This is a genomic window from Brevundimonas sp., assembly GCF_035935935.1.
In the GTDB taxonomy this organism is placed as follows: Bacteria; Pseudomonadota; Alphaproteobacteria; order Caulobacterales; family Caulobacteraceae; genus Brevundimonas.
This window is the reverse complement of sequence record NZ_DASYWO010000006.1, coordinates 112,191-129,698: the sequence shown is the minus strand read 5'-3', so window position 1 is coordinate 129,698 and position 17,508 is coordinate 112,191. Positions and strand designations below refer to the sequence as shown.

The 17,508-nt window shown below is 70.8% G+C and carries 22 protein-coding genes; 19 read left to right on the top strand and 3 right to left on the bottom strand.

Annotated elements, in window-relative coordinates:
* Window positions 1–7 precede the first annotated feature (7 nt).
* From VGR32_RS07670 to VGR32_RS07615, 12 genes are all read left to right on the top strand, one after another.
* Complete coding sequence (locus VGR32_RS07670) at window positions 8–466, top strand: universal stress protein (RefSeq protein WP_327449626.1); 459 nt, start codon at window positions 8–10, stop codon at window positions 464–466.
* A gap of 84 nt (window positions 467–550) precedes the next feature.
* Window positions 551–1,114, top strand: coding sequence for a NifU family protein (locus VGR32_RS07665; RefSeq protein WP_327449625.1), 564 nt, complete (start codon window positions 551–553; stop codon window positions 1,112–1,114).
* 48 nt (window positions 1,115–1,162) lie between these two features.
* Window positions 1,163–1,771: a helix-turn-helix transcriptional regulator gene (locus VGR32_RS07660; RefSeq protein ID WP_327449624.1), complete on the top strand. Its 609-nt coding sequence runs from the start codon at window positions 1,163–1,165 to the stop codon at window positions 1,769–1,771.
* Window positions 1,772–1,840: 69 nt separating this feature from the next.
* Window positions 1,841–2,182, top strand: a complete 342-nt coding sequence (locus VGR32_RS07655; protein ID WP_327449623.1) for a helix-turn-helix transcriptional regulator — start codon at window positions 1,841–1,843, stop codon at window positions 2,180–2,182.
* Window positions 2,183–2,201: 19 nt separating this feature from the next.
* Window positions 2,202–2,879: a tRNA (adenosine(37)-N6)-threonylcarbamoyltransferase complex dimerization subunit type 1 TsaB gene (gene tsaB / locus VGR32_RS07650; RefSeq protein ID WP_327449622.1), complete on the top strand. Its 678-nt coding sequence runs from the start codon at window positions 2,202–2,204 to the stop codon at window positions 2,877–2,879.
* Window positions 2,876–3,301: a GNAT family N-acetyltransferase gene (locus VGR32_RS07645; RefSeq protein ID WP_327449621.1), complete on the top strand. Its 426-nt coding sequence runs from the start codon at window positions 2,876–2,878 to the stop codon at window positions 3,299–3,301. The genes tsaB and VGR32_RS07645 overlap by 4 nt, the downstream gene beginning before the upstream one ends.
* A 29-nt stretch (window positions 3,302–3,330) precedes the next feature.
* Complete coding sequence (locus VGR32_RS07640; RefSeq protein ID WP_327449620.1) at window positions 3,331–3,813, top strand: Fur family transcriptional regulator; 483 nt, start codon at window positions 3,331–3,333, stop codon at window positions 3,811–3,813.
* 42 nt (window positions 3,814–3,855) lie between these two features.
* Complete coding sequence (miaB, locus tag VGR32_RS07635) at window positions 3,856–5,271, top strand: tRNA (N6-isopentenyl adenosine(37)-C2)-methylthiotransferase MiaB (protein WP_327449619.1); 1,416 nt, start codon at window positions 3,856–3,858, stop codon at window positions 5,269–5,271.
* Window positions 5,272–5,273: 2 nt separating this feature from the next.
* A complete protein-coding gene (locus VGR32_RS07630; RefSeq protein WP_327449618.1) occupies window positions 5,274–6,266 on the top strand; it encodes a PhoH family protein in 993 nt (330 codons plus the stop codon).
* Window positions 6,263–6,724 carry an rRNA maturation RNase YbeY gene (gene ybeY / locus VGR32_RS07625; RefSeq protein ID WP_327449617.1) on the top strand — a complete coding sequence of 154 codons (462 nt, stop codon included), beginning with the start codon at window positions 6,263–6,265 and terminating at the stop codon, window positions 6,722–6,724. Before VGR32_RS07630 ends, ybeY begins: the two co-directional genes overlap by 4 nt.
* 86 nt (window positions 6,725–6,810) lie before the next feature.
* A complete protein-coding gene (gene lnt, locus VGR32_RS07620) occupies window positions 6,811–8,343 on the top strand; it encodes an apolipoprotein N-acyltransferase (RefSeq protein ID WP_327449692.1) in 1,533 nt (510 codons plus the stop codon).
* Window positions 8,344–8,442: 99 nt separating this feature from the next.
* Window positions 8,443–8,853, top strand: a complete 411-nt coding sequence (locus tag VGR32_RS07615) for a helix-turn-helix transcriptional regulator (protein ID WP_327449616.1) — start codon at window positions 8,443–8,445, stop codon at window positions 8,851–8,853.
* Window positions 8,854–8,859: 6 nt separating this feature from the next.
* On the opposite strand, the gene VGR32_RS07610 is transcribed toward VGR32_RS07615, so the two are convergent.
* A complete protein-coding gene (locus VGR32_RS07610) occupies window positions 8,860–9,351 on the bottom strand; it encodes an S-type pyocin family protein (protein ID WP_327449615.1) in 492 nt (163 codons plus the stop codon).
* A gap of 81 nt (window positions 9,352–9,432) precedes the next feature.
* Between VGR32_RS07610 and VGR32_RS07605 the strand changes: the two genes are divergently transcribed.
* Window positions 9,433–9,777: a hypothetical protein gene (locus VGR32_RS07605; RefSeq protein WP_327449614.1), complete on the top strand. Its 345-nt coding sequence runs from the start codon at window positions 9,433–9,435 to the stop codon at window positions 9,775–9,777.
* Window positions 9,778–9,904: 127 nt separating this feature from the next.
* Window positions 9,905–10,192: a hypothetical protein gene (locus tag VGR32_RS07600; RefSeq protein WP_327449613.1), complete on the top strand. Its 288-nt coding sequence runs from the start codon at window positions 9,905–9,907 to the stop codon at window positions 10,190–10,192.
* Between the two features lie 401 nt (window positions 10,193–10,593).
* Here the strand turns inward: VGR32_RS07600 and VGR32_RS07595 are convergent, their stop codons facing one another.
* Window positions 10,594–11,487, bottom strand: coding sequence for an IS1595 family transposase (locus tag VGR32_RS07595; RefSeq protein WP_327449612.1), 894 nt, complete (start codon window positions 11,485–11,487; stop codon window positions 10,594–10,596).
* 114 nt (window positions 11,488–11,601) lie between these two features.
* On the opposite strand from VGR32_RS07595, the gene coaBC reads away from it, so the two are divergent.
* The 5 genes from coaBC to VGR32_RS07570 all read left to right on the top strand — a co-directional run bounded on the left by coaBC (window position 11,602) and on the right by VGR32_RS07570 (window position 16,320).
* Window positions 11,602–12,834 carry a bifunctional phosphopantothenoylcysteine decarboxylase/phosphopantothenate--cysteine ligase CoaBC gene (gene coaBC / locus VGR32_RS07590; protein ID WP_327449611.1) on the top strand — a complete coding sequence of 411 codons (1,233 nt, stop codon included), beginning with the start codon at window positions 11,602–11,604 and terminating at the stop codon, window positions 12,832–12,834.
* Window positions 12,831–13,280, top strand: a complete 450-nt coding sequence (gene dut, locus VGR32_RS07585) for a dUTP diphosphatase (protein WP_327449610.1) — start codon at window positions 12,831–12,833, stop codon at window positions 13,278–13,280. Before coaBC ends, dut begins: the two co-directional genes overlap by 4 nt.
* Window positions 13,281–13,350: 70 nt before the next feature.
* Window positions 13,351–13,713: a hypothetical protein gene (locus VGR32_RS07580; RefSeq protein ID WP_327449609.1), complete on the top strand. Its 363-nt coding sequence runs from the start codon at window positions 13,351–13,353 to the stop codon at window positions 13,711–13,713.
* Between the two features lie 85 nt (window positions 13,714–13,798).
* The gene (locus VGR32_RS07575) at window positions 13,799–15,301 is read left to right on the top strand and encodes a CoA-acylating methylmalonate-semialdehyde dehydrogenase (protein ID WP_327449608.1); all 1,503 of its coding nucleotides are present in this window, start codon (window positions 13,799–13,801) and stop codon (window positions 15,299–15,301) included.
* Between the two features lie 104 nt (window positions 15,302–15,405).
* Window positions 15,406–16,320, top strand: a complete 915-nt coding sequence (locus VGR32_RS07570) for a hypothetical protein (protein ID WP_327449607.1) — start codon at window positions 15,406–15,408, stop codon at window positions 16,318–16,320.
* 4 nt (window positions 16,321–16,324) lie between these two features.
* Here VGR32_RS07570 and VGR32_RS07565 read toward each other — a convergent pair whose 3' ends face one another.
* Window positions 16,325–17,494 (bottom strand): class V aminotransferase, encoded by a 1,170-nt coding sequence (locus tag VGR32_RS07565; protein ID WP_327449606.1) that lies wholly within the window; start codon window positions 17,492–17,494, stop codon window positions 16,325–16,327.
* Between the last annotated feature and the right edge of the window lie 14 nt (window positions 17,495–17,508).

Below are 17,508 nucleotides of genomic sequence, written 5' to 3'. Positions count from 1 at the left end.
GGGGCCGATGCCGCGCAAGTTTCTGGTCGTCGCCGACGAGAGCCCCGAGTTCGACGCCGCCCTGCGCTACGCCGCGCGCCGGGCGCGCTCGACGGGAGGACGCGTCGCCCTGCTGCGCGTCATCCCGCGCGGGTCGGACGCTCACTGGGCCGGGGTGCGGGACGAAATCCAGCGCGAGCTGCGCGAAGAGGCGGAACGCCTGCTCAACCGGCTTGGACAGGAGGCGCAGCAGCGTTCCGGCGCGGCGCCGCAGTTCCTCATCGAGGAAGGCGAGCCGGTCGAGGCCATCCGGCGCGCCGTCGAGCAGGATCCGGAGATCAAGATCCTCGTGCTGGCGTCGGGCGTCGGGGGCAGGGGGCCCGGCCCCCTGGTCACCGCCGCCATCAAGGGCTTCGGCGGCCGCAAGCTGCCGGTCACCATCGTGCCCGGAGAGCTGAGCGAGAAGGACGTCGACGATCTGGCCTGACGCGCGCCTGCCGCTCCCGCGGCGTGGCGGCTCGCTGCTTGAGGGAGCCTTGCGCGTGAAGGTCATGAGGCGCATCTGCGGCCCATGTTCATCCAGACCGAGCCGACCCCCAATCCCGACGCGCTGAAGTTCCTGCCGGGCCGCATCGTTGCCGAGGGCGCCGGCATGGCTTTCGACGACGCCGCCTCGGCGGCCGCGTCGCCTCTGGCGCATGCGCTGTTCGGGCTGCACGGCGTGGCCGGAGTCTTCTTCGGCCCGGACCACGTCGCGGTGACGCGTGCGCCGTCCGGCCCCGACTGGACCCACCTGAAGCCCCACGTGCTGACGACGATCATGGATCATTTCATGTCGGGCGCCCCGCTTCTGCGCGACGGCGCGACGGGCGCGGAGCATGCCGCATCCGACGACGACGACGAGGTGGTGCGCGAGATCAAGGCCCTGCTGGATTCACGCGTGCGTCCGGCGGTGGCGCAGGACGGCGGCGACATCCTGTTCGACGCCTTCGACGCGGAGACCGGCGTCCTGACCCTGCGGATGCGGGGCGCCTGCGCCGGCTGTCCGTCCTCCACGGCGACGCTCAAGGCCGGCGTCGAACAGATGATGCGGCACTACGTGCCGGAGGTGACGGCGGTCGAGGCCGCTCTCTGAGCGACTGAAACGCTTCCGTCGCGCGCCGACGCGCGGCATGATGCCCCCATGGGCGGGTTTCGCGGCGACGACAGGGCGACGGAGGAGGCGCGGCGGCTCGGCGCGGCGCTCGCGCGGCTGCGTCGCGACGCCGGGCTGAACCAGGCCGAGGCGGGCGCCCGGGCCGGCATGACCGGGCAGGGATGGGGCCTCTACGAATCCGGCCGACGCCCGGGACTGTTCCGCCCCGACGTGCAGCGCCGTCTGACCGCGGCTCTGGGCGCGGATGCCGAAACGCTGGCGCTGGCCGCCGCGGGGCCGGCCGCCGCCTCCGAGCCCCTTGCGACCGGGGTCGAGAGCCGCGGCGCCGCATTCCGCGAGGCCCCCGCCCCCGTCGTCGCCGCCCCGCCGCTCCAGATGGTCCTGACGGACGACGGGCTCGATCCGTGGGCGGGGGCCGGGACGGTGGTGGAATACGACCCGGGCCGTTTCCCCCGTCGTGGTCAGGGATGCGTCGTCGAAGGAAATGACGGTTCCGTTTCAGTTTGGCTGTTCGACGGCGCGGACGCCGACAGGCTTCATCTCCGGGGCGGCGCCGGGGGGCTCGGCTCGACCATAAGGCTGGACCGGTCCCTGGTGGCGCAGGTGAGTGCGATTACGGCCCGGCGCGACGGATGAAACGTTTTTGTTGCGAACGACGACCCATCATGAAACAACTCCGTCCGGACACACGCGGCGGAGCGAGGCATGAGCGCGCGGAACAGCACGGAGGTCGACCGCCATCTGGGCGAGCGTCTGGCGGCGCGGCGGGTGGCCTTGGGCCTCACGCGTCATCAGGTGGCGTCGGCTGCGGGCGTCAGCGTCCAGCAACTGGCCAAGTACGAGATGGGGGCCAACCGGATTTCCGCCTCGCGTCTGGTCCTGCTGGCGGAATCCCTGAGTCTGTCGCCGGCCGCCCTGTTGCCGCCCTCCGGGACGTCGTCCGCGGCCGAAGCGGACGGCGACGCCTTCGACCGGCTGACCGCCCGCATCGCCGACCCGGCCGTCCGCGCGGCCCTGATCGGGCTGGCGGCCGTTCTGGCGGCCTGAGCGCTTCGAAAGCGCGCCCGTGAGCCTGCTGGTGATCGACACCGCGCTGGGTCTTTGCACCGCGGCCGTCGCGGAGCAGGGGCGCGTGGTCGCGCGCTCCCTGCCCATGGTCCGCGGTCATCAGGAGGCGCTCGCGCCCATGGTCGAGGCGATCATGGCCGATGCCGGTCTGACCTTCGCCGGACTGGCCGCGATCGGCGTCACCGTCGGTCCGGGGTCCTTCACCGGTCTGCGCGTCGGCCTGGCCTTCGCCCAGGGGCTGGGCGCGGCGCTCGGCCGGCCGGTCGTCGGCCTGTCCACGCTCGACGCCCTGGCCGCCTCGGTCGAGCCGGATCTGCGCCCCGTCGCCGCCGTCGTCGACGCCCGGCGGGGCCAGGTCTACGCCCGACTGTTCGGCGCCGCCGGCACGCCGCTGGACGAGGCCGCGGCCACGCCCCTGACGGAACTGGCCGAGCGGCTGCAGGGCGTCGGTTCGGGAGGGCGCCTCGTCGGCACGGGCGCCGACCTCGCCGCGGAGGTCGCGTCCGGGTGGGAGCCGGTGACGCTGGCGGGCCCGACGCCCGGAGCCCTGCTGACGCTGACCGCGCGAGCGCTGGCGGACGGGGACGCGGCCGCCCCCCGTCCCCAGTACCTTCGCGCGCCCGACGCCACGCCGCCCACCCGGCTTCCGGGCCAGCCCCGTCCGGCGCGGGCGTGACCCCCGATCCCGCGCGGCTGGCGGACCTGCACGCCGCGGCGTTCGACGTCCCGTGGAGCGCCGACGCCCTGAAGACCCTGATCGAGCGGCCGGGCGCCGTGCTTGAGGCGGAAGCCGACGGCTTCGTCCTGATCCAGGTCGCGGGCGACGAGGCGGAGGTGATCACGCTCGCCGTTCATCCCCGCGCGCGACGTCGCGGCGTGGGGCGTCGCCTGATGGCGCAGGGCGTCTCCCGCACCCAGGCCTTCGGCGCGGCCCGGCTTTTCCTGGAGGTGGCGGAAGACAATGCGGCCGCGCGCGCGCTTTACGCCGCGCTGGGCTTCACCGAGGCGGGCCGCCGTCCCCGCTATTACGCCCGCACCGGGGGTCCGCACGTCGATGCCCTGCTACTGGCTCTCAACTTGGTCGACCCGCTTCCCTAGCCGGCGACGCCCCCCTATTCTCGCCCGCCATGGACCGGATCGAGAAACTCTGCGCCGAGCGCGGCATGCGCATGACCGAGCAGCGACGCGTCATCGCGCGCGTGCTGTCCAGCGCCGAGGACCATCCGGACGTCGAGGAGCTTTACCGCCGCGCCTCGGCCATCGACCCGCACATCTCCATCGCCACCGTCTATCGCACCGTGCGGCTGTTCGAGGAGGCCGGGGTCGTCGAGAAGCACGATTTCGGCGACGGCCGCAGCCGCTATGAAGAGGCGGGCGACGATCACCACGATCACCTCATCGACACCCGTACGGGCGAGGTCATCGAATTCTTCGACGCCGAGATCGAGCGGCTGAAGACCGAGATCGCCAAGCGCCTGGGCTTCGAACTGGTCGGCCACAAGCTGGAGCTCTACGGCAAGGCCATTCCCGGCGCCGCTCCGGAAGAGCGCGAGGGCCTGATCTACAAGCGCCACGCCGCGCGCGTGCCGCCCGGTTCGGTCGACGCCTGACCGCGCCTTGCCGTCGCCGGGTTCCGGCACCATAAGCCCGTCATGACCGAAACCCTCGTTCCGCCGCAGGCCGAGCGGGCGCCGAAGCGCCTGTTCATCAAGACCTACGGCTGCCAGATGAACGTCTACGACAGCGAGCGCATGGCCGACGTGCTGCGCCCGCTGGGCTATGCGCCGACCGAGGTGGTCGAGGACGCCGACTTCGTCATCCTGAACACCTGCCACATCCGCGAGAAGGCGGCCGAGAAGGTCTATTCCGAGCTCGGCAAGCTGCGGATGCTGAAGGAGGAGAAGGCCGGCGCCTTGACCATCGCCGTGGCCGGCTGCGTCGCCCAGGCCGAGGGCGAGGAAATCATGAAGCGCCAGCCGGCGGTCGACCTCGTGGTCGGGCCGCAGGCCTATCACCAGCTGCCCGAGCTGCTGACGCGCACGGCGCGGGCCCGCGGCGAGCGCATCGGCGCCGACTTCGCCCCCGACGACAAGTTCGACGCCCTGCCCATGACGCGCGGGGTCGACGGCGTCACCGCCTTCCTGACGGTCCAGGAAGGCTGCGACAAGTTCTGCACCTTCTGCGTCGTGCCCTACACCCGCGGCGCCGAGTGGTCGCGGCCCGTCGCGGCCGTGCTGGCCGAGGCGGGGGAGCTGGCGGCGCGCGGGGTGCGCGAGGTCACCCTGCTGGGCCAGAACGTCAACGCCTACGACGGCGAGGGTCCAGACGGCGCGCCGTCGTCGCTGGCCCGACTGGCGGCGGCGCTGGCGGAAATCCCGGGGCTGGACCGCATCCGCTACACCACCAGCCACCCGAACGACTTCACCGACGAACTGATCGCCGCGCATCGGGACCTGCCGCAGCTGATGCCCTATCTGCACCTGCCGGTGCAGTCGGGCTCGGACCGCATCCTGCGCCTGATGAACCGCAAGCACGGGCGTCAGAAATACTTCGACCTGATCGACCGCATCCGCGAGGCGCGGCCGGACATGGCGATGTCGGGCGACTTCATCGTCGGCTTCCCGGGCGAGACGGACCGCGATTTCGAGGACACGATGGAACTGGTGCGGCGGGTCGACTACGCCTCGGCCTTCTCCTTCATGTACTCGCCGCGTCCCGGCACGCCCGCGGCGACCATGGCCGCGCAGGTCCCGGCGGACGTCTCCCGTGCGCGCCTGCACGCCCTGCAGGCCTTGCTGACGGCGCAGCAGGTGGCCTTCAACCGGTCCCAGGCGGGCCGGGTCCTGCCGGTCCTGTTCGAGCGCAAGGGACGTCACGGCGCGCAGGCCATCGGCCGCTCGCCCTATATGCAGTCCGTGCACGTCGAGGACGCCGATCACCTGATCGGTCAGGTCGTGCCGGTGCGGATCCTGAGCGGGCAGCAGAACAGTCTGACGGGCGAACTGACGGGCCCCGGCCACGTTTCCCAGCCCGGGGCCGAGCCGGTCCACGCGATGGGAGCCGCCTGACCTTGGCCCGAGACACAGAATTCCTGGCGCTGGGCGACGAGGCCCTGCGCGCCGTCGTGGGGCCGGGGAGCCGCCACCTGGCCCTGATCGAGACGGCCTTCAAGGTGCTGGTCGAGGCCCCCGGTGGCGGGGTCACCGTGAACGGCAGCCCGCGAGACCGGGCCCAGGCGAAGCGGGTGATCCAGACGCTGGCCGACCGGGCGGACAAGGGCGCGGAGATCACCGAGGCCGACGTGCGCACGGCGCTGGGCGCAGCCGTCAGCGCGCCCCGCCCCGAGGGCGGGCGAAAGGCGGATCAGGCCGTCGCCGCCGCCGCGGCTCTGCCCGTCGGCCGCCGCGGCGCCATCGCGCCCAAGACGGCGGCCCAGGCCGAATACATGTCGATGCTGGGCCGCTGCGAGGTGACCTTCGGCGTGGGTCCGGCCGGCACCGGCAAGACCTTTCTGGCGGCGGCCTACGGCGCGTCCCTGCTGCGGCGCGGCGAGGTGGACCGGCTGGTGGTCACGCGTCCTGCGGTCGAAGCGGGCGAGAAGCTGGGCTTTCTGCCCGGCGACCTGAACGAGAAGGTCGATCCCTATCTCGCGCCGATCTGGGAAGCGCTGAACGACATCCTCGGCGCCGACGACGTGCGCCGCCGTCGCGACAAGGGCGAGATCGAGGCCGCCCCGATCGCCTTCATGCGCGGCCGCACCCTGAGCCACGCCTTCGTCATCGCCGACGAGGCCCAGAACCTGACCCGGCTGCAGATGAAGATGGTCCTGACCCGGCTGGGCGAGGGGGCGCGCATGGTCGTCACCGGCGACCCCAGCCAGATCGACCTGGTGAACACGCGGGACTCCGGCCTGGCCCACGCCCTGCGCATCCTCGAGGGCGTCGAGGGCATCGGGGTCCAGCGCTTCCAGGCCGCCGACGTGGTCCGTCACGCCATGGTGGAACGCATCGTCCGCGCCTATGACGCCGACGCCGCGCGCGGCCGGGGCGAGGACGCCCAGTGAGCGACGGCGAGGTCGACGTCGAGGTCGAGGCCGGGGACTGGAGCGGGATCGCCGACGTCGAGGCGGTGGCGAGCCGTGCCGCGACGGCCGCGCTGGGACAGGTCGTCGGCGCCGTCACGATTCTGCTGACCGACGACGCCGCGCAGGCGGAGTTGAACGCCCGGTTCCGGAATCGCGAGGGCTCCACCAACGTCCTCAGCTTTCCGGCGCCGGACGTGGCGCGGCCGCATCTGGGCGACCTTTCGCTGGCGTGGGAGACGTGCCGGGCCGAGGCGGAGACGCAGGGCAAGTCCGTGGGGGATCACCTCAGCCACCTCGTGGTGCACGGCGTGCTGCACCTGTTGGGGCGCGACCACATGGACGACGCCGAGGCCGAGGCCATGGAGGCCGAGGAGCGCACGATCCTTGCAGGGCTGGGGATTCCGGATCCCTATCGTGTCGAGGCGAGCCAGACGTGACCGAGATCGAAGTCCGCACCGCGCCGCGCGAGCCTCGCCCCGGGCCAGGAACCTGGAGCTGGGCCGCCCGCCTCGCACTCGCGCTCCTGGCCGGCGCGGCGACGGCCTTCGCCCATCCTCCGTTCGGCCTCCTGCCCGGGCTGCTGGGCTACCCCCTGCTGATGATCCTGACGGAACGGTCCCGCACCGTGCGGGGCGGCTTCTGGATGGGGTGGCTGGCGGGCTTCGCCTATTTCGCGGTCGGCTGCTGGTGGGTGGCGGAAGCGTTTCTGGTGAACCCAGCGCAGGCGTGGATGGCCCCGTTCGCGGCCAGCCTGTTGCCGGCGGGGCTCGGCCTTTTCTGGGGCGCCGCGACGGCGCTGCACCGCCGCTTCGGCGCGTCGGGGGTGCGCGGCGTCCTGTCGTTCGCCGCCTTCTTCTGCATCATGGAATGGCTGCGGGGCCACGTTCTGACGGGCTTCCCGTGGAACCCCGCGGGCGCGACGTGGCAGGCGGGCTCGGCTCCGTCGCAGTTCGCCGCCGTCGTCGGCGTCTACGGGCTGGGGCTTGTGACGGTGCTCGCCGTGTGCGCCGCCGCGCCGCTCCTCTCGCCCGGACCGAAGAAGCTGCGCGTCGGCGCCGCGGTGGCCGGCGTGCTGGCGCTCGTGGCCCTGTTCGTCGGCGGCGCGGTCCGTCTGACGGGCGCCGAGGTCCGTCCGTCCGGCACGATCGTGCGCGTGGTCCAGGCGGACGTGGATCAGGAGTCGAAGTGGTCGCCCGAAGCGTATCGCGACATCGTCCAGCGCTACGTCGCCCTGACCGCACGACCCGGCCCGCGCGTCCCGGACGTGATCGTCTGGCCTGAGGGCGCCCTGCCAAACACGGCCAACGCCGTCTTCGCCCCCGGGGCGTGGGAAGCCCGGGCGATCGTGCGGTCCCTGCAGCCCGGGCAGACCCTGCTGGCCGGGCTCAGCCGCGGCGAGCCGGATCCGCTGTCGCCGACCGGCGGGCAGTACTTCAACAGTCTGATGGCGCTGAAGCGCCTGCCGGGCGACGGCGGCATGCGGGTCGAAGACGTCTACGACAAGCACCGGCTGGTTCCGTTCGGAGAGTTCCTGCCGGCGGGCGCCTTGATGAGCCGACTGGGCGTGCGCAGCCTGGTCCACGTTCCGGCGGACTTCAGCCACGGCCCGCGCCCGCGGACGCTGCGGCTCGAGGGCCTGCCGAATGTCCAGCCGCTGATCTGCTACGAAAGCCTGTTTCCCGGCTTCGTCGGCCGCAGGAGCGGGGCGGCGTGGATCGCCAACGTCTCCAATGACGCGTGGTTCGGGCGCACCTCGGGCCCGTTGCAGCATCTGAACCTCGCCTCCTACCGCGCGATCGAGACGGGCCTGCCGGTCGTGCGTGCCACGCCGACCGGGACGTCGGCCGTCATCGACCCGTGGGGTCGCGTGGTCGGCGACAAGCGGCTGGATCCGGGCGAGAGCGGAGTCATCGACGCGGCCCTGCCGCAGGCCCTGACGACCACGCCCTACGCCATGGCGGGCGACCTCCCGTGGCTGGCCGGCGTGATCGCCTGCCTGCTGGGCGGCCTCTCCCTGCGTCGCCGTCGAGCCCCGATCCCGTCGCCGGCGGATTGAACGTCCGCTTCCGTACGCAGGGGGGCATTTTTCCCCGTGACAGCGCCCCGTCACGGGCGCATGCAGTCGCGGACCGCTAGGGCAGCGGCGGAGGCCGTCATGGCACGAGGCAAATCCGTGGAGGACGGTCCCCACCCGGTGGACCGGCACGTGGGGCGCAAGGTCTGCGAGAAGCGGATCGCGCTGGGCTATAACCAGAGCGACCTCGGTCGTGCGGTCGGCGTGACCTTCCAGCAGATCCAGAAGTACGAAAAGGGATCGAACCGCATCTCGGCGTCGAAGCTGTTCGAGATCGCGCGCTTCTTCCACACCGACATCGGCTACTTCTTCCAGGGCTTCCAAGGCGAGGCCCAGGCGGGGATGGCGGAGGAGCCGACGGGGTTCGACCACGACTTTCCGGCCACCCGCCAGTCCGTCGAGATCGCCCGGCTCGTGCCCCAGCTGCCGCCGCAGAAGCAGAAGCTGGCGCTGGACCTCATCCGCGCGCTGCACGCCGCCCGGGAAGACTGAGGCGCCTCAGTCGGCCCGACGCCGTCCGAACGTCGGCGCGTTCGCCTTCTGCTCGGCCCAGTAGGCCGCGCCCTCGCGCGGCTTGAACATGGTCCGGGCCGAACCGTTGCGATCGACCACGGCGAAGGTGTTGGTCGAGGCCTGATACAGGAGGACGTCGCCGTTCGGCCGCTCCGCCCGCTCCACGCCAGCGGGCGGATTGCGCGTGAAGGCCGTCACCTTGGCCAGATAGTCCTCGGCCGACGCGGCCCCGAAGTCGGCGCCGTTGCGCTCGTACAGACGCTGCACCTTGGCGTCGACGGTCTCGCGCCGGTTGGCCGTGATCGGCGCCGCCTCGACCTTGGCCACCGTCTCGGCAGGCACGGCCTCCGCCGACGCCGCGGTCAGGACCCCGCCCGTCGCGTCCGCGGCGCGGTCGCGCGTCTCGACGGCCGAGGCCCCGTCGTCGCAAGCCGAAAGCGCCAGCGCGGCGCAGGCCGTCACAAGAAATCCCCTCATCCAACCCTCCGTTGAAAAACCCGCGTTCGGACTCGTGCCACAGGAAGGCTCCTATCCCCACAGGACATGTAAGATCAATGTGTGATACAGACCGACTCGCTTTTGCGAGAGATCACCATGAAAAACGAACCGCCGCTGGACACCGTCGAGGATTTGATTGGCCTGACCGAGGAGCAGATTGCGCGGGATCAGCGACTTATGGCGGAAGAGGCATTTGCGGGACCGGCACCGTTTGCCAACCGCTACTTCCTCTCGCAGCACGGACCTGTGGTGCGCCTCAGCTTCATGGATCAAGCGAACCTAGAGCATGGGCCGAGGTTCAGGTCCGCCGTGTCGCTGGCCCTTCACGACGCGGAGGAGCTTTCGGGCTTGCTGAACCGGTTCATCACCGACGCGAAGGCCTTCCTCAGTGGCGACCTCAGCTAATCCCCCGCCCGCGTCCGGCGCGAGCGCTCGCGGCGGCCCGACTCCAACGGGAGCAGGCCGTACAAACGGACCGCCTCGAACCCGAACTAGAGGCAGCAGCGTCATCCCTGAGTACGGGAGGCGTTCCGTGAAATACTACCCTGTGACGGACGCCGAATTGCGGGACCAGGGCTTGAGCAACACCGCGTCGGCTGTCGCTTTCTCGATTGCGTCGGCCTGTGCCGTTTTCGTGCTGGATCTCACTAAGGATTTCGCGATCACGGCGGACGTGCCGGCCGCTGCCGCCGTGACATGGGGCGGCTACAGGATCGCCGCCATGGTGGTAGGTGCGGCAAGCCTATTGGTTGGCTTCTACCTAACTTGGCGACGCCATCGCTTCGTCGGCGACCTTAAGCGAGAGACGCGCTTTGACTGACCCTGATCCCTTCGACGCCCTCCTAGACGCCATGCTCACCAAGCCCGGCCCTTCCTCACCGTCTGAAGATCAGGAAGCCGATCAGGACGATGTGAAGGACGGCGAGGGCGAATAGGCCGACGCGTCCACAGCCCTGTCCACGGGCGTGTGGGTGATTCGGACTCCACGCGTCCGGCGAACTCTGAATTAGTAATGGGGCACGTTCCCGGACCGATTCGGTCCGGGTAGGGCGGCTACGTTGACCTGTGCCGGGTCGGCGTAGCTGGCAGTCGCTGCATCGGTTGCGGCATCCACGGGGGGCGGTTCGGTCTAACGGCCGGGCCGCCCTTCGCGTTCTATAGGCACGCCGGATTCCGCGTGTCTAGCGCCAAACTAAACGGGCCGGATGAAACCGCTTAGTTTCAAGCTCCGCGCGGGAACGACTGCAGCAGCAGGTCGAACATGATGTGCGGGTGCTTCCGCAGGTTATAGCGGAACTCGAACTCAGCCAGATATTTGGGCAGGTGCTTGGCGCTGACGGCGATGTAGGTGCCGTTGATCCCGCGCTTGAGAAGCGACCAGTAGCCCTCGATCGTGTTCGTGGTCCGGCCTTCGCGGACGCGCTCTTTCCGCAGGTGATTGACCATCTTGTGGTCGTAGCCGTTCGCCGTGCGAGCAAGCCCTTGGAATGACGTGGCGGTGTCGGTCGTGACGCTGGAGCCCGCCTTCACCGCCCGCATGATGATCGGCATGTTCTCGCCGCTGCTGATCGAGTTGACCGGCGTGGTGATGACGTTGCCGCCCGTCTCGACCATGCCCAGCACGACCATCTTGTCGCCTTGGCCGGTCTTGCCTGGGGAGAAGCCGCCGATGAAGGCGTGGTCGATTTCGACCGGCTTGCCATCGGGGCCGCCCAGCGCATCGTCGCCGTCCACATAGCCCATGTAGTGGCGGATCAGGTGGCACATGCGCCAAGCGGTCTTGTAGGTGACGCCAATCTCGCGCTGGACGCGCTTGGCCGCCACGCCGTTCCGCGACGTCGTGAAGAGGAACATGACGTAGAACCAGTCGCGCAGGCTGGTGCGGGTCTTCTCGAACGGCGTCCCGGCCGTCGGATAGACTTGGTGGCCGCAATATTCGCACTCGAACGAGCGGCGGGCTTTGACCCGGTAGTAGCGGGCTTCGCGCTCGCACTTGGCGCAGGTGTGCTTGGCCCCGTAGCGAACCCGCATAAGGTGATCGAGGCAGCTGTCCTCGGTCGGAAACCGCTGCTGGAACTGGCGGAGCGTGGGGCCTTTGGGGGTCGCGTCTTTCATGCGGGCAGTATGCGACATTCTGCCTTACATGTCTAGAGGGGATACACGCCCACAGGAAATCTGTTCTTGCAATGTTCCATTACGCCGGACCGCGCGGACGGCTATCTAGGCCTCATGAGCCCTTCCGCCGCCCGACCCCGTCGCGTCCTGCTGATCGTCGGCGGCGGCATCGCGGCGTACAAGTCGCTGGAGCTGGTCCGTCTGTTCGCGAAGGCCGGAGTCGAGACGCAGGCGATCCTGACGACGGCCGGCGAGGCGTTCGTGACGCCGCTGTCTCTGGCGGCCCTCACCGGCCGGCCGGTGCGCCAGTCCCTGTTCAGCCCCGACGACGAGACGGCCATGGGCCACATCGAGCTGTCACGGTGGGCGGATCTGGTCGTGGTGGCCCCCGCGACCGCGGGCCTGATCGGCAAGGTCGCCAACGGGCTGGCCGACGATCTGGCCTCGACGACCCTGCTGGCCACCGACAAGCGCGTGTTGATGGCTCCGGCCATGAACGTGCGGATGTGGACCCACCCCGCGGTGCAGGCGAACGTGGCCCGGTTGAAGGGGTTCGAAGGCCTGCACCGTTTCGCCGTCGTCGGCCCCGACGAGGGCGAGATGGCGTGCGGCGAGTTCGGACCGGGCCGGATGGCCGAGCCGGCGGCCATTCTGGAAGCGGCGACGGCGCTGCTGAACGGGCCGGACGGCCGGCCTCTGGCCGGACGCCGCGCCGTGGTCACCGCCGGCCCCACGTTCGAGCCGATCGATCCCGTCCGGGGGCTCACCAACCGGTCCAGCGGCAAGCAGGGCTATGCGGTGGCGCAGGCGCTGGCGGAACTGGGCGCGGACGTCACGCTGGTGTCCGGCCCGGTGGCCCTGGAGGCGCCGGCCGGCGTGACGCGCGTACTGGTCGAGACGGCCGAGCAGATGCGCGGCGCCGTGCAGGCCGCCTTGCCCGCCGACGTCGCGGTGATGTCGGCCGCGGTCGCCGACTGGCGCGTGGACGGCGTGGCGACCGGAAAGATCAAGAAGGCCCCCGGGGGCGCGCCGAAACTGAGCCTCATCGAGAATCCGGACATCCTGGCCGAAATCTCGCGCAAGGGCCCCGGACGGCCGAGGCTGGTGGTCGGCTTCGCGGCCGAGACCGGCGACCTGATCGCGCAGGCGAAGGCCAAGCTGTCCAGGAAGGGCTGCGACTGGATCGTCGCCAACGACGTGTCGGCCGACGTGTTCGGCGCCGACGCCAACGCCGTCACCCTCATCGGCGCCGACGGATCGGCGGAGAGCCTCGACCGCCGGTCGAAGGCCGAGATCGCGCGAACGCTGGCCGCCCGCATAGCCGCCCATTTCCAGGAGCCCGTATGACCACGCTGCGCGTCCGGCGGCTGCCGCATTCGGACGGTCTGGCCCTGCCTGCCTATGAGACGGCGCAGGCCGCGGGGATGGACCTGCGCGCCGCCGTGCCCGCCGACGCCCCGGTGACGCTGGCGCCCGGTGACCGCGCCCTTATCCCAACCGGCCTGCAGATCGCGCTGGAGCCGGGGTACGAGGCGCAGGTGCGCCCCCGCTCCGGTCTGGCGCTGAAGCATGGGGTCACCTGCCTGAACAGTCCGGGCACGATCGACGCCGACTACCGCGGCGAGGTCGGGGTGATCCTGATCAATCATGGACGAGAGCCTTTCGTGGTGGCGCGCGGCGAGCGCATCGCCCAGATGGTGATCGCCCCCTTCGTCCAGGCCGCCCCCCTGGAGGTCGAGGTGCTGGACGAGACCGCCCGCGGGGCCGGCGGCTTCGGCTCGACCGGACGCTGAACCTTCCTGGACCGAACCGCGTTAACCGAAACGACGGCCAAGCTTGGCCGGACGAAACGGAGATGCGGACATGGAGTCCCTGATCGACGCGGTCGGCGCTTTTCTGACCGGCCTGTGGGCGCTGGCCCAGTCGGGCTTCGACGGCGTGAACCAGGTCGTCGGCCTGATCATCGCCCTGGTCGCCGCCCTGATGATGCCGGCATGGCGCGCCCTGTGGGCGACGGCCGCGGGCGCGACGGTCGTGCATCTGATCGTTCAGGTGCTCCGCCCCGTGCTGGACGGCGCCGCCTTCGCCCTGCCGCCGGTGATGACGCTGTCGTTCTGGATGACGGCGTTGGCGCTGTTCCTCGGCTTCTCGGTGGTGATCGCCGTCTTCTTCCTGATCAAGAGCCTGATCCCGGGGCTGGGCGGCCGTCGCGTTCACGCCCACTGAGGCTCAGGGCGCGCGCGGCGGGCTGGCGCGGGCAGGCGCCAGCCGCTAAACCGCGCGCGTCAGTTTCTTGAGGAAATGCCTGCCCATGCGCGACATCACGCACTTCATCGACGGCGCCGCCTTCACGGGGGCCTCGGGCCGCTTCGGCGACGTGATGAACCCCAACACCGGCGAGGTGCAGGCCCGCGTCCAGCTGGCCACCACGTCGGAAGTCGATCGCGCGGTGCAGGCCGCCCAGAACGCCTTCGAGGTCTGGTCCTCGACCAACCCGCAGCGCCGCGCCCGGGTGATGTTCGAGTTCAAGCGCCTGGTCGAGGCCAACATGAACGAACTGGCCGAGCTGCTGTCCAGCGAGCACGGCAAGGTCATCGCGGACTCGAAGGGCGACATCCAGCGCGGACTGGAGGTCATCGAGTTCGCCTGCGGCATCCCGCATGCGCTGAAGGGCGAATACACCTGGGGCGCGGGCCCCGGCATCGACGTCTATTCCATGCGTCAGCCGCTGGGCGTGGTCGCGGGCATCACCCCGTTCAACTTCCCCGCCATGATCCCGATGTGGATGTTCGGCGTGGCCATCGCGGTGGGCAACACCTTCGTGCTGAAGCCGTCGGAGCGGGACCCGTCGGTGCCGGTGCGCCTGGCCGAGCTGATGATGGAGGCGGGCGCCCCCGCCGGCGTGCTGAACGTGATCCACGGCGACAAGACGGCGGTGGACGGCATCCTGACCCACCCGCTGGTGCACGCCGTCAGCTTCGTCGGCTCCTCCGACATCGCCCACTACGTCTATCAGACGGGCGCGGCCAACCATAAGCGCGTGCAGGCCATGGGCGGCGCCAAGAACCACGGCATCGTCCTGCCCGACGCCGACATGGACCAGGTGGTCAAGGATCTGGCCGGCGCGGCCTTCGGCTCGGCCGGAGAGCGCTGCATGGCCCTGCCCGTCGTCGTCCCGGTGGGGCAGAAGACCGCCGACGAGCTCCGCGAGCGCATGGTCGCCGAGATGCGCACGCTGAAGGTCGGCGTCTCGACCGACGCCGAGGCCCACTACGGCCCAGTCGTGACCGCCCAGCACCGCGAACGGGTCGCCGGCTGGATCGAGAAGGGCGTGCAGGAAGGCGCCGAGCTGGTCGTCGACGGTCGCGATTTCGCCCTTCAGGGCCACGAGAAGGGCTATTTCATCGGCCCGTCGCTGTTCGACCGCGTGACGCCGGAGATGAGCAGCTATCAGGAAGAGATCTTCGGCCCGGTGCTGCAGATCGTGCGCGCCGACAGCTTCGAGGATGCGCTGTCGCTGCCGTCGAAGCACCAGTACGGCAACGGCGTCGCCATCTTCACCCAGAACGGCCGCGCGGCCCGCGATTTCGCCGCCCGCGTCAACGTCGGCATGGTGGGGATCAACGTGCCGATCCCGGTGCCGGTCGCCTATCACACCTTCGGCGGCTGGAAGCGCTCGGCCTTCGGCGACATCAACCAGCACGGCATGGAGGGCGTCCGCTTCTGGACCAAGACCAAGACCGTCACCGCTCGCTGGCCCGACAGCGAGCTGGAGCACGCCGACAGCGCCTTCGTCATCCCGACGATGCGGTGAGGCCCCCGGCGGACGCGGCGCGGAGGCGTGTCCTTCGAGTCATGTTTCCGACCGGCGTTCGATGGTAAGCGTCGCCTTCGACTGAAACGGACCCGGACCTTTCCATGCGTCGCTTCTTCGTCTGGTCGGCCCTCGCGGCCCTCGTGGGGCTGCTGATCGCCGGCGGCGGATACTGGGCCTACTGGCAGTTCCACGCGCGGTTCCAGCCGGTCACGGTCACCCGCCATCAAGGCGCGATCCAGACCCTGCTGGACGGCTCCGGTTGGGTCTCGGCCGGCTCCGGCGGCCAGCAGTTGTGGATCATCGGCTATCGCGACAGCGCGGCCATGCAGCGGTACGAGCAGCAGGAGGGCCCCAAGCTGCGCGCGGCGGGCATCGACGTCCGCGTCGTCGTCTTCGCGAGGCCGGACCGCGAAGGTCTGGAGCAGTCCACCGCCGCGGAGCGCTCGACCGTGGCCGAGTTGTGGCTGACGCGCGACTGGTCGCTGTACCAGCGCTGGACGGCCACGCCGACCGCGTCGTGGACGGCGGCCGGCCTGCCGCAGGCCGACGGCAATCTGGCCCGCATGGCGGTGGTCGAGGCGGGGCGGAGCTTCTCGGGCGACCTGTCCGACCTGTTGTCGGCGTCAGGCCTCCAGACCCGCTGGCCGCTGGTGCTCTGGCGAGACCGGGACGGCTTCCTGAAGGCCTGCGCCTGCACCGATCCGCGCTCCTGGGCCTTCATCCGCGACGATCTGGGGGCCCCGGACCGGGTCGATCCGGACGCGCCGGCGGGTCCGGGGCTGCCGCCCGCGCCGGTCGACGGCGTGCCGCCGGGCGGTCAGGGCCAGCCGCTTCCCTATCCGACCCTGCCCACGATCCCGCCCGCCGACGCGCCGACGGGACAGCCGGGGCCGACCCCGGCGACGCCCGCGCCGTCCGGCCAGGCTCCGAACGCCCGTCCGGCTCCGCGCCCCGCCCCGGCCCAGCCGCGCCGGACGCCCGAGCCGACGAAGCAGGAAGACACGACCTTCTACTGAGGCGTCACAGGGCCGCGCAGGCGGCGATCAGGCCGTCCAGGTCCTCGTCGCCCTGATACAGGCCGAAGCCGAAGCGGATGACGTCGTCCCGGACGTCGGTGACCACGTTTCGCGCCAGCAGCGCCTCCGACCACGCCTTCGCCTGCGGGTGCCGCAGGGCCAGAAAGCGGGCGCGGGCGGGTTGGTCCGCCGCCACGGGGTTCAGGATTTCGGCCTCGACGAGCGGCCCGGCCCGTCCCTCGCGCACGGCCGACTGGAAGGCCGCCGCCAGCGACGTCGCATGGGCCGAGATCGCCTCGGTGGTCAGCCCTTCCACGTCCAGCCGGCGACGGGCGGCGTTGAAGCGGTACAGGGCCGAAACGTCGAAGGTCGCCCCCCAGAAACGGCCGCCGTCGGCGCGATAGCCGACCCCCCCGGGCGGTCCGTCCAGATCGCCGAACTCGGCGAACCAGCCGGTGACGACCGGGCGCGGGCAGAAGCCGTCGGGCGCGTGCAGGAAGCAGCCGCCTTCGCCCGACATGGCGTACTTGTAGACTCCGGCGGTGTAGAAGATCCGGTCCGCGACGGCCGACAGGTCCGTCCGCCGCGCCATGAAGCCGTGATAGCCGTCGACCAGCACCCACGGGCCCTCCGGCCGGGCCACGTCCGCCAGTTCGCCCAGCGCCTCGAACGCCTGACCGGTGCGGAAGAAGACGTGGCTGACGACGATCCAGTCGTGGCGCCCCCCCCGGGCGGCCTCGAGGAAGCGCTCGGCGAAGGTCGCGAAAGGCTGCAGCGGCACGCGCTCGACGACGGCCCGACCGGCCTCCTCCCAGCGTTGCGCCTGCCGCCGGAAGGAATGGAACTCCCCGTCGGTGGACAGGATGCGGACCGGTCGTCGCTCGAAACCCGAAAAGATACGCAGCAGGAAGTCGTGGGTGTTCGAGGAGAAGGTCAGCGTCGAGGGGTCCGGCAGGCCCAGCTCCCGCGCCACATGTCCCTGCGCCTCGGGGATGACGGCGCCGAACACATGGTCCCACTTGCGGTCCGCATGACGCGCCGCGTCGTCCCACGCCTGTACCTGCCCCTCGAACCCGGCGTCGGGCCAGAGGTGATGGCTGTGGGCGGCGAAATGCAGCCGACCGGGCGCGGCGGCAAGCGCGCGGGTGAAAAGGTCCTTCCGCGCGCCGGTCATTCGCAATCCTCCCT

Excerpts from the sequence above, each read along its gene's own strand:
- VGR32_RS07670 (WP_327449626.1), top strand. The coding sequence starts at position 8 with ATGCCGCGCAAGTTTCTGGTCGTCGCCGACGAGAGCCCCGAGTTCGAC.
- VGR32_RS07615 (WP_327449616.1), top strand. The coding sequence starts at position 8,443 with ATGGCACGAGGCAAATCCGTGGAGGACGGTCCCCACCCGGTGGACCGG.
- VGR32_RS07575 (WP_327449608.1), top strand. The coding sequence starts at position 13,799 with ATGCGCGACATCACGCACTTCATCGACGGCGCCGCCTTCACGGGGGCC.
- miaB (WP_327449619.1), top strand. The coding sequence starts at position 3,856 with ATGACCGAAACCCTCGTTCCGCCGCAGGCCGAGCGGGCGCCGAAGCGC.
- VGR32_RS07610 (WP_327449615.1), bottom strand. The coding sequence starts at position 9,351 with ATGAGGGGATTTCTTGTGACGGCCTGCGCCGCGCTGGCGCTTTCGGCT.
- VGR32_RS07655 (WP_327449623.1), top strand. The coding sequence starts at position 1,841 with ATGAGCGCGCGGAACAGCACGGAGGTCGACCGCCATCTGGGCGAGCGT.
- VGR32_RS07580 (WP_327449609.1), top strand. The coding sequence starts at position 13,351 with ATGGAGTCCCTGATCGACGCGGTCGGCGCTTTTCTGACCGGCCTGTGG.
- coaBC (WP_327449611.1), top strand. The coding sequence starts at position 11,602 with ATGAGCCCTTCCGCCGCCCGACCCCGTCGCGTCCTGCTGATCGTCGGC.
- VGR32_RS07565 (WP_327449606.1), bottom strand. The coding sequence starts at position 17,494 with ATGACCGGCGCGCGGAAGGACCTTTTCACCCGCGCGCTTGCCGCCGCG.
- VGR32_RS07640 (WP_327449620.1), top strand. The coding sequence starts at position 3,331 with ATGGACCGGATCGAGAAACTCTGCGCCGAGCGCGGCATGCGCATGACC.
- dut (WP_327449610.1), top strand. The coding sequence starts at position 12,831 with ATGACCACGCTGCGCGTCCGGCGGCTGCCGCATTCGGACGGTCTGGCC.
- VGR32_RS07570 (WP_327449607.1), top strand. The coding sequence starts at position 15,406 with ATGCGTCGCTTCTTCGTCTGGTCGGCCCTCGCGGCCCTCGTGGGGCTG.
- VGR32_RS07595 (WP_327449612.1), bottom strand. The coding sequence starts at position 11,487 with ATGAAAGACGCGACCCCCAAAGGCCCCACGCTCCGCCAGTTCCAGCAG.
- VGR32_RS07660 (WP_327449624.1), top strand. The coding sequence starts at position 1,163 with ATGGGCGGGTTTCGCGGCGACGACAGGGCGACGGAGGAGGCGCGGCGG.
- VGR32_RS07665 (WP_327449625.1), top strand. The coding sequence starts at position 551 with ATGTTCATCCAGACCGAGCCGACCCCCAATCCCGACGCGCTGAAGTTC.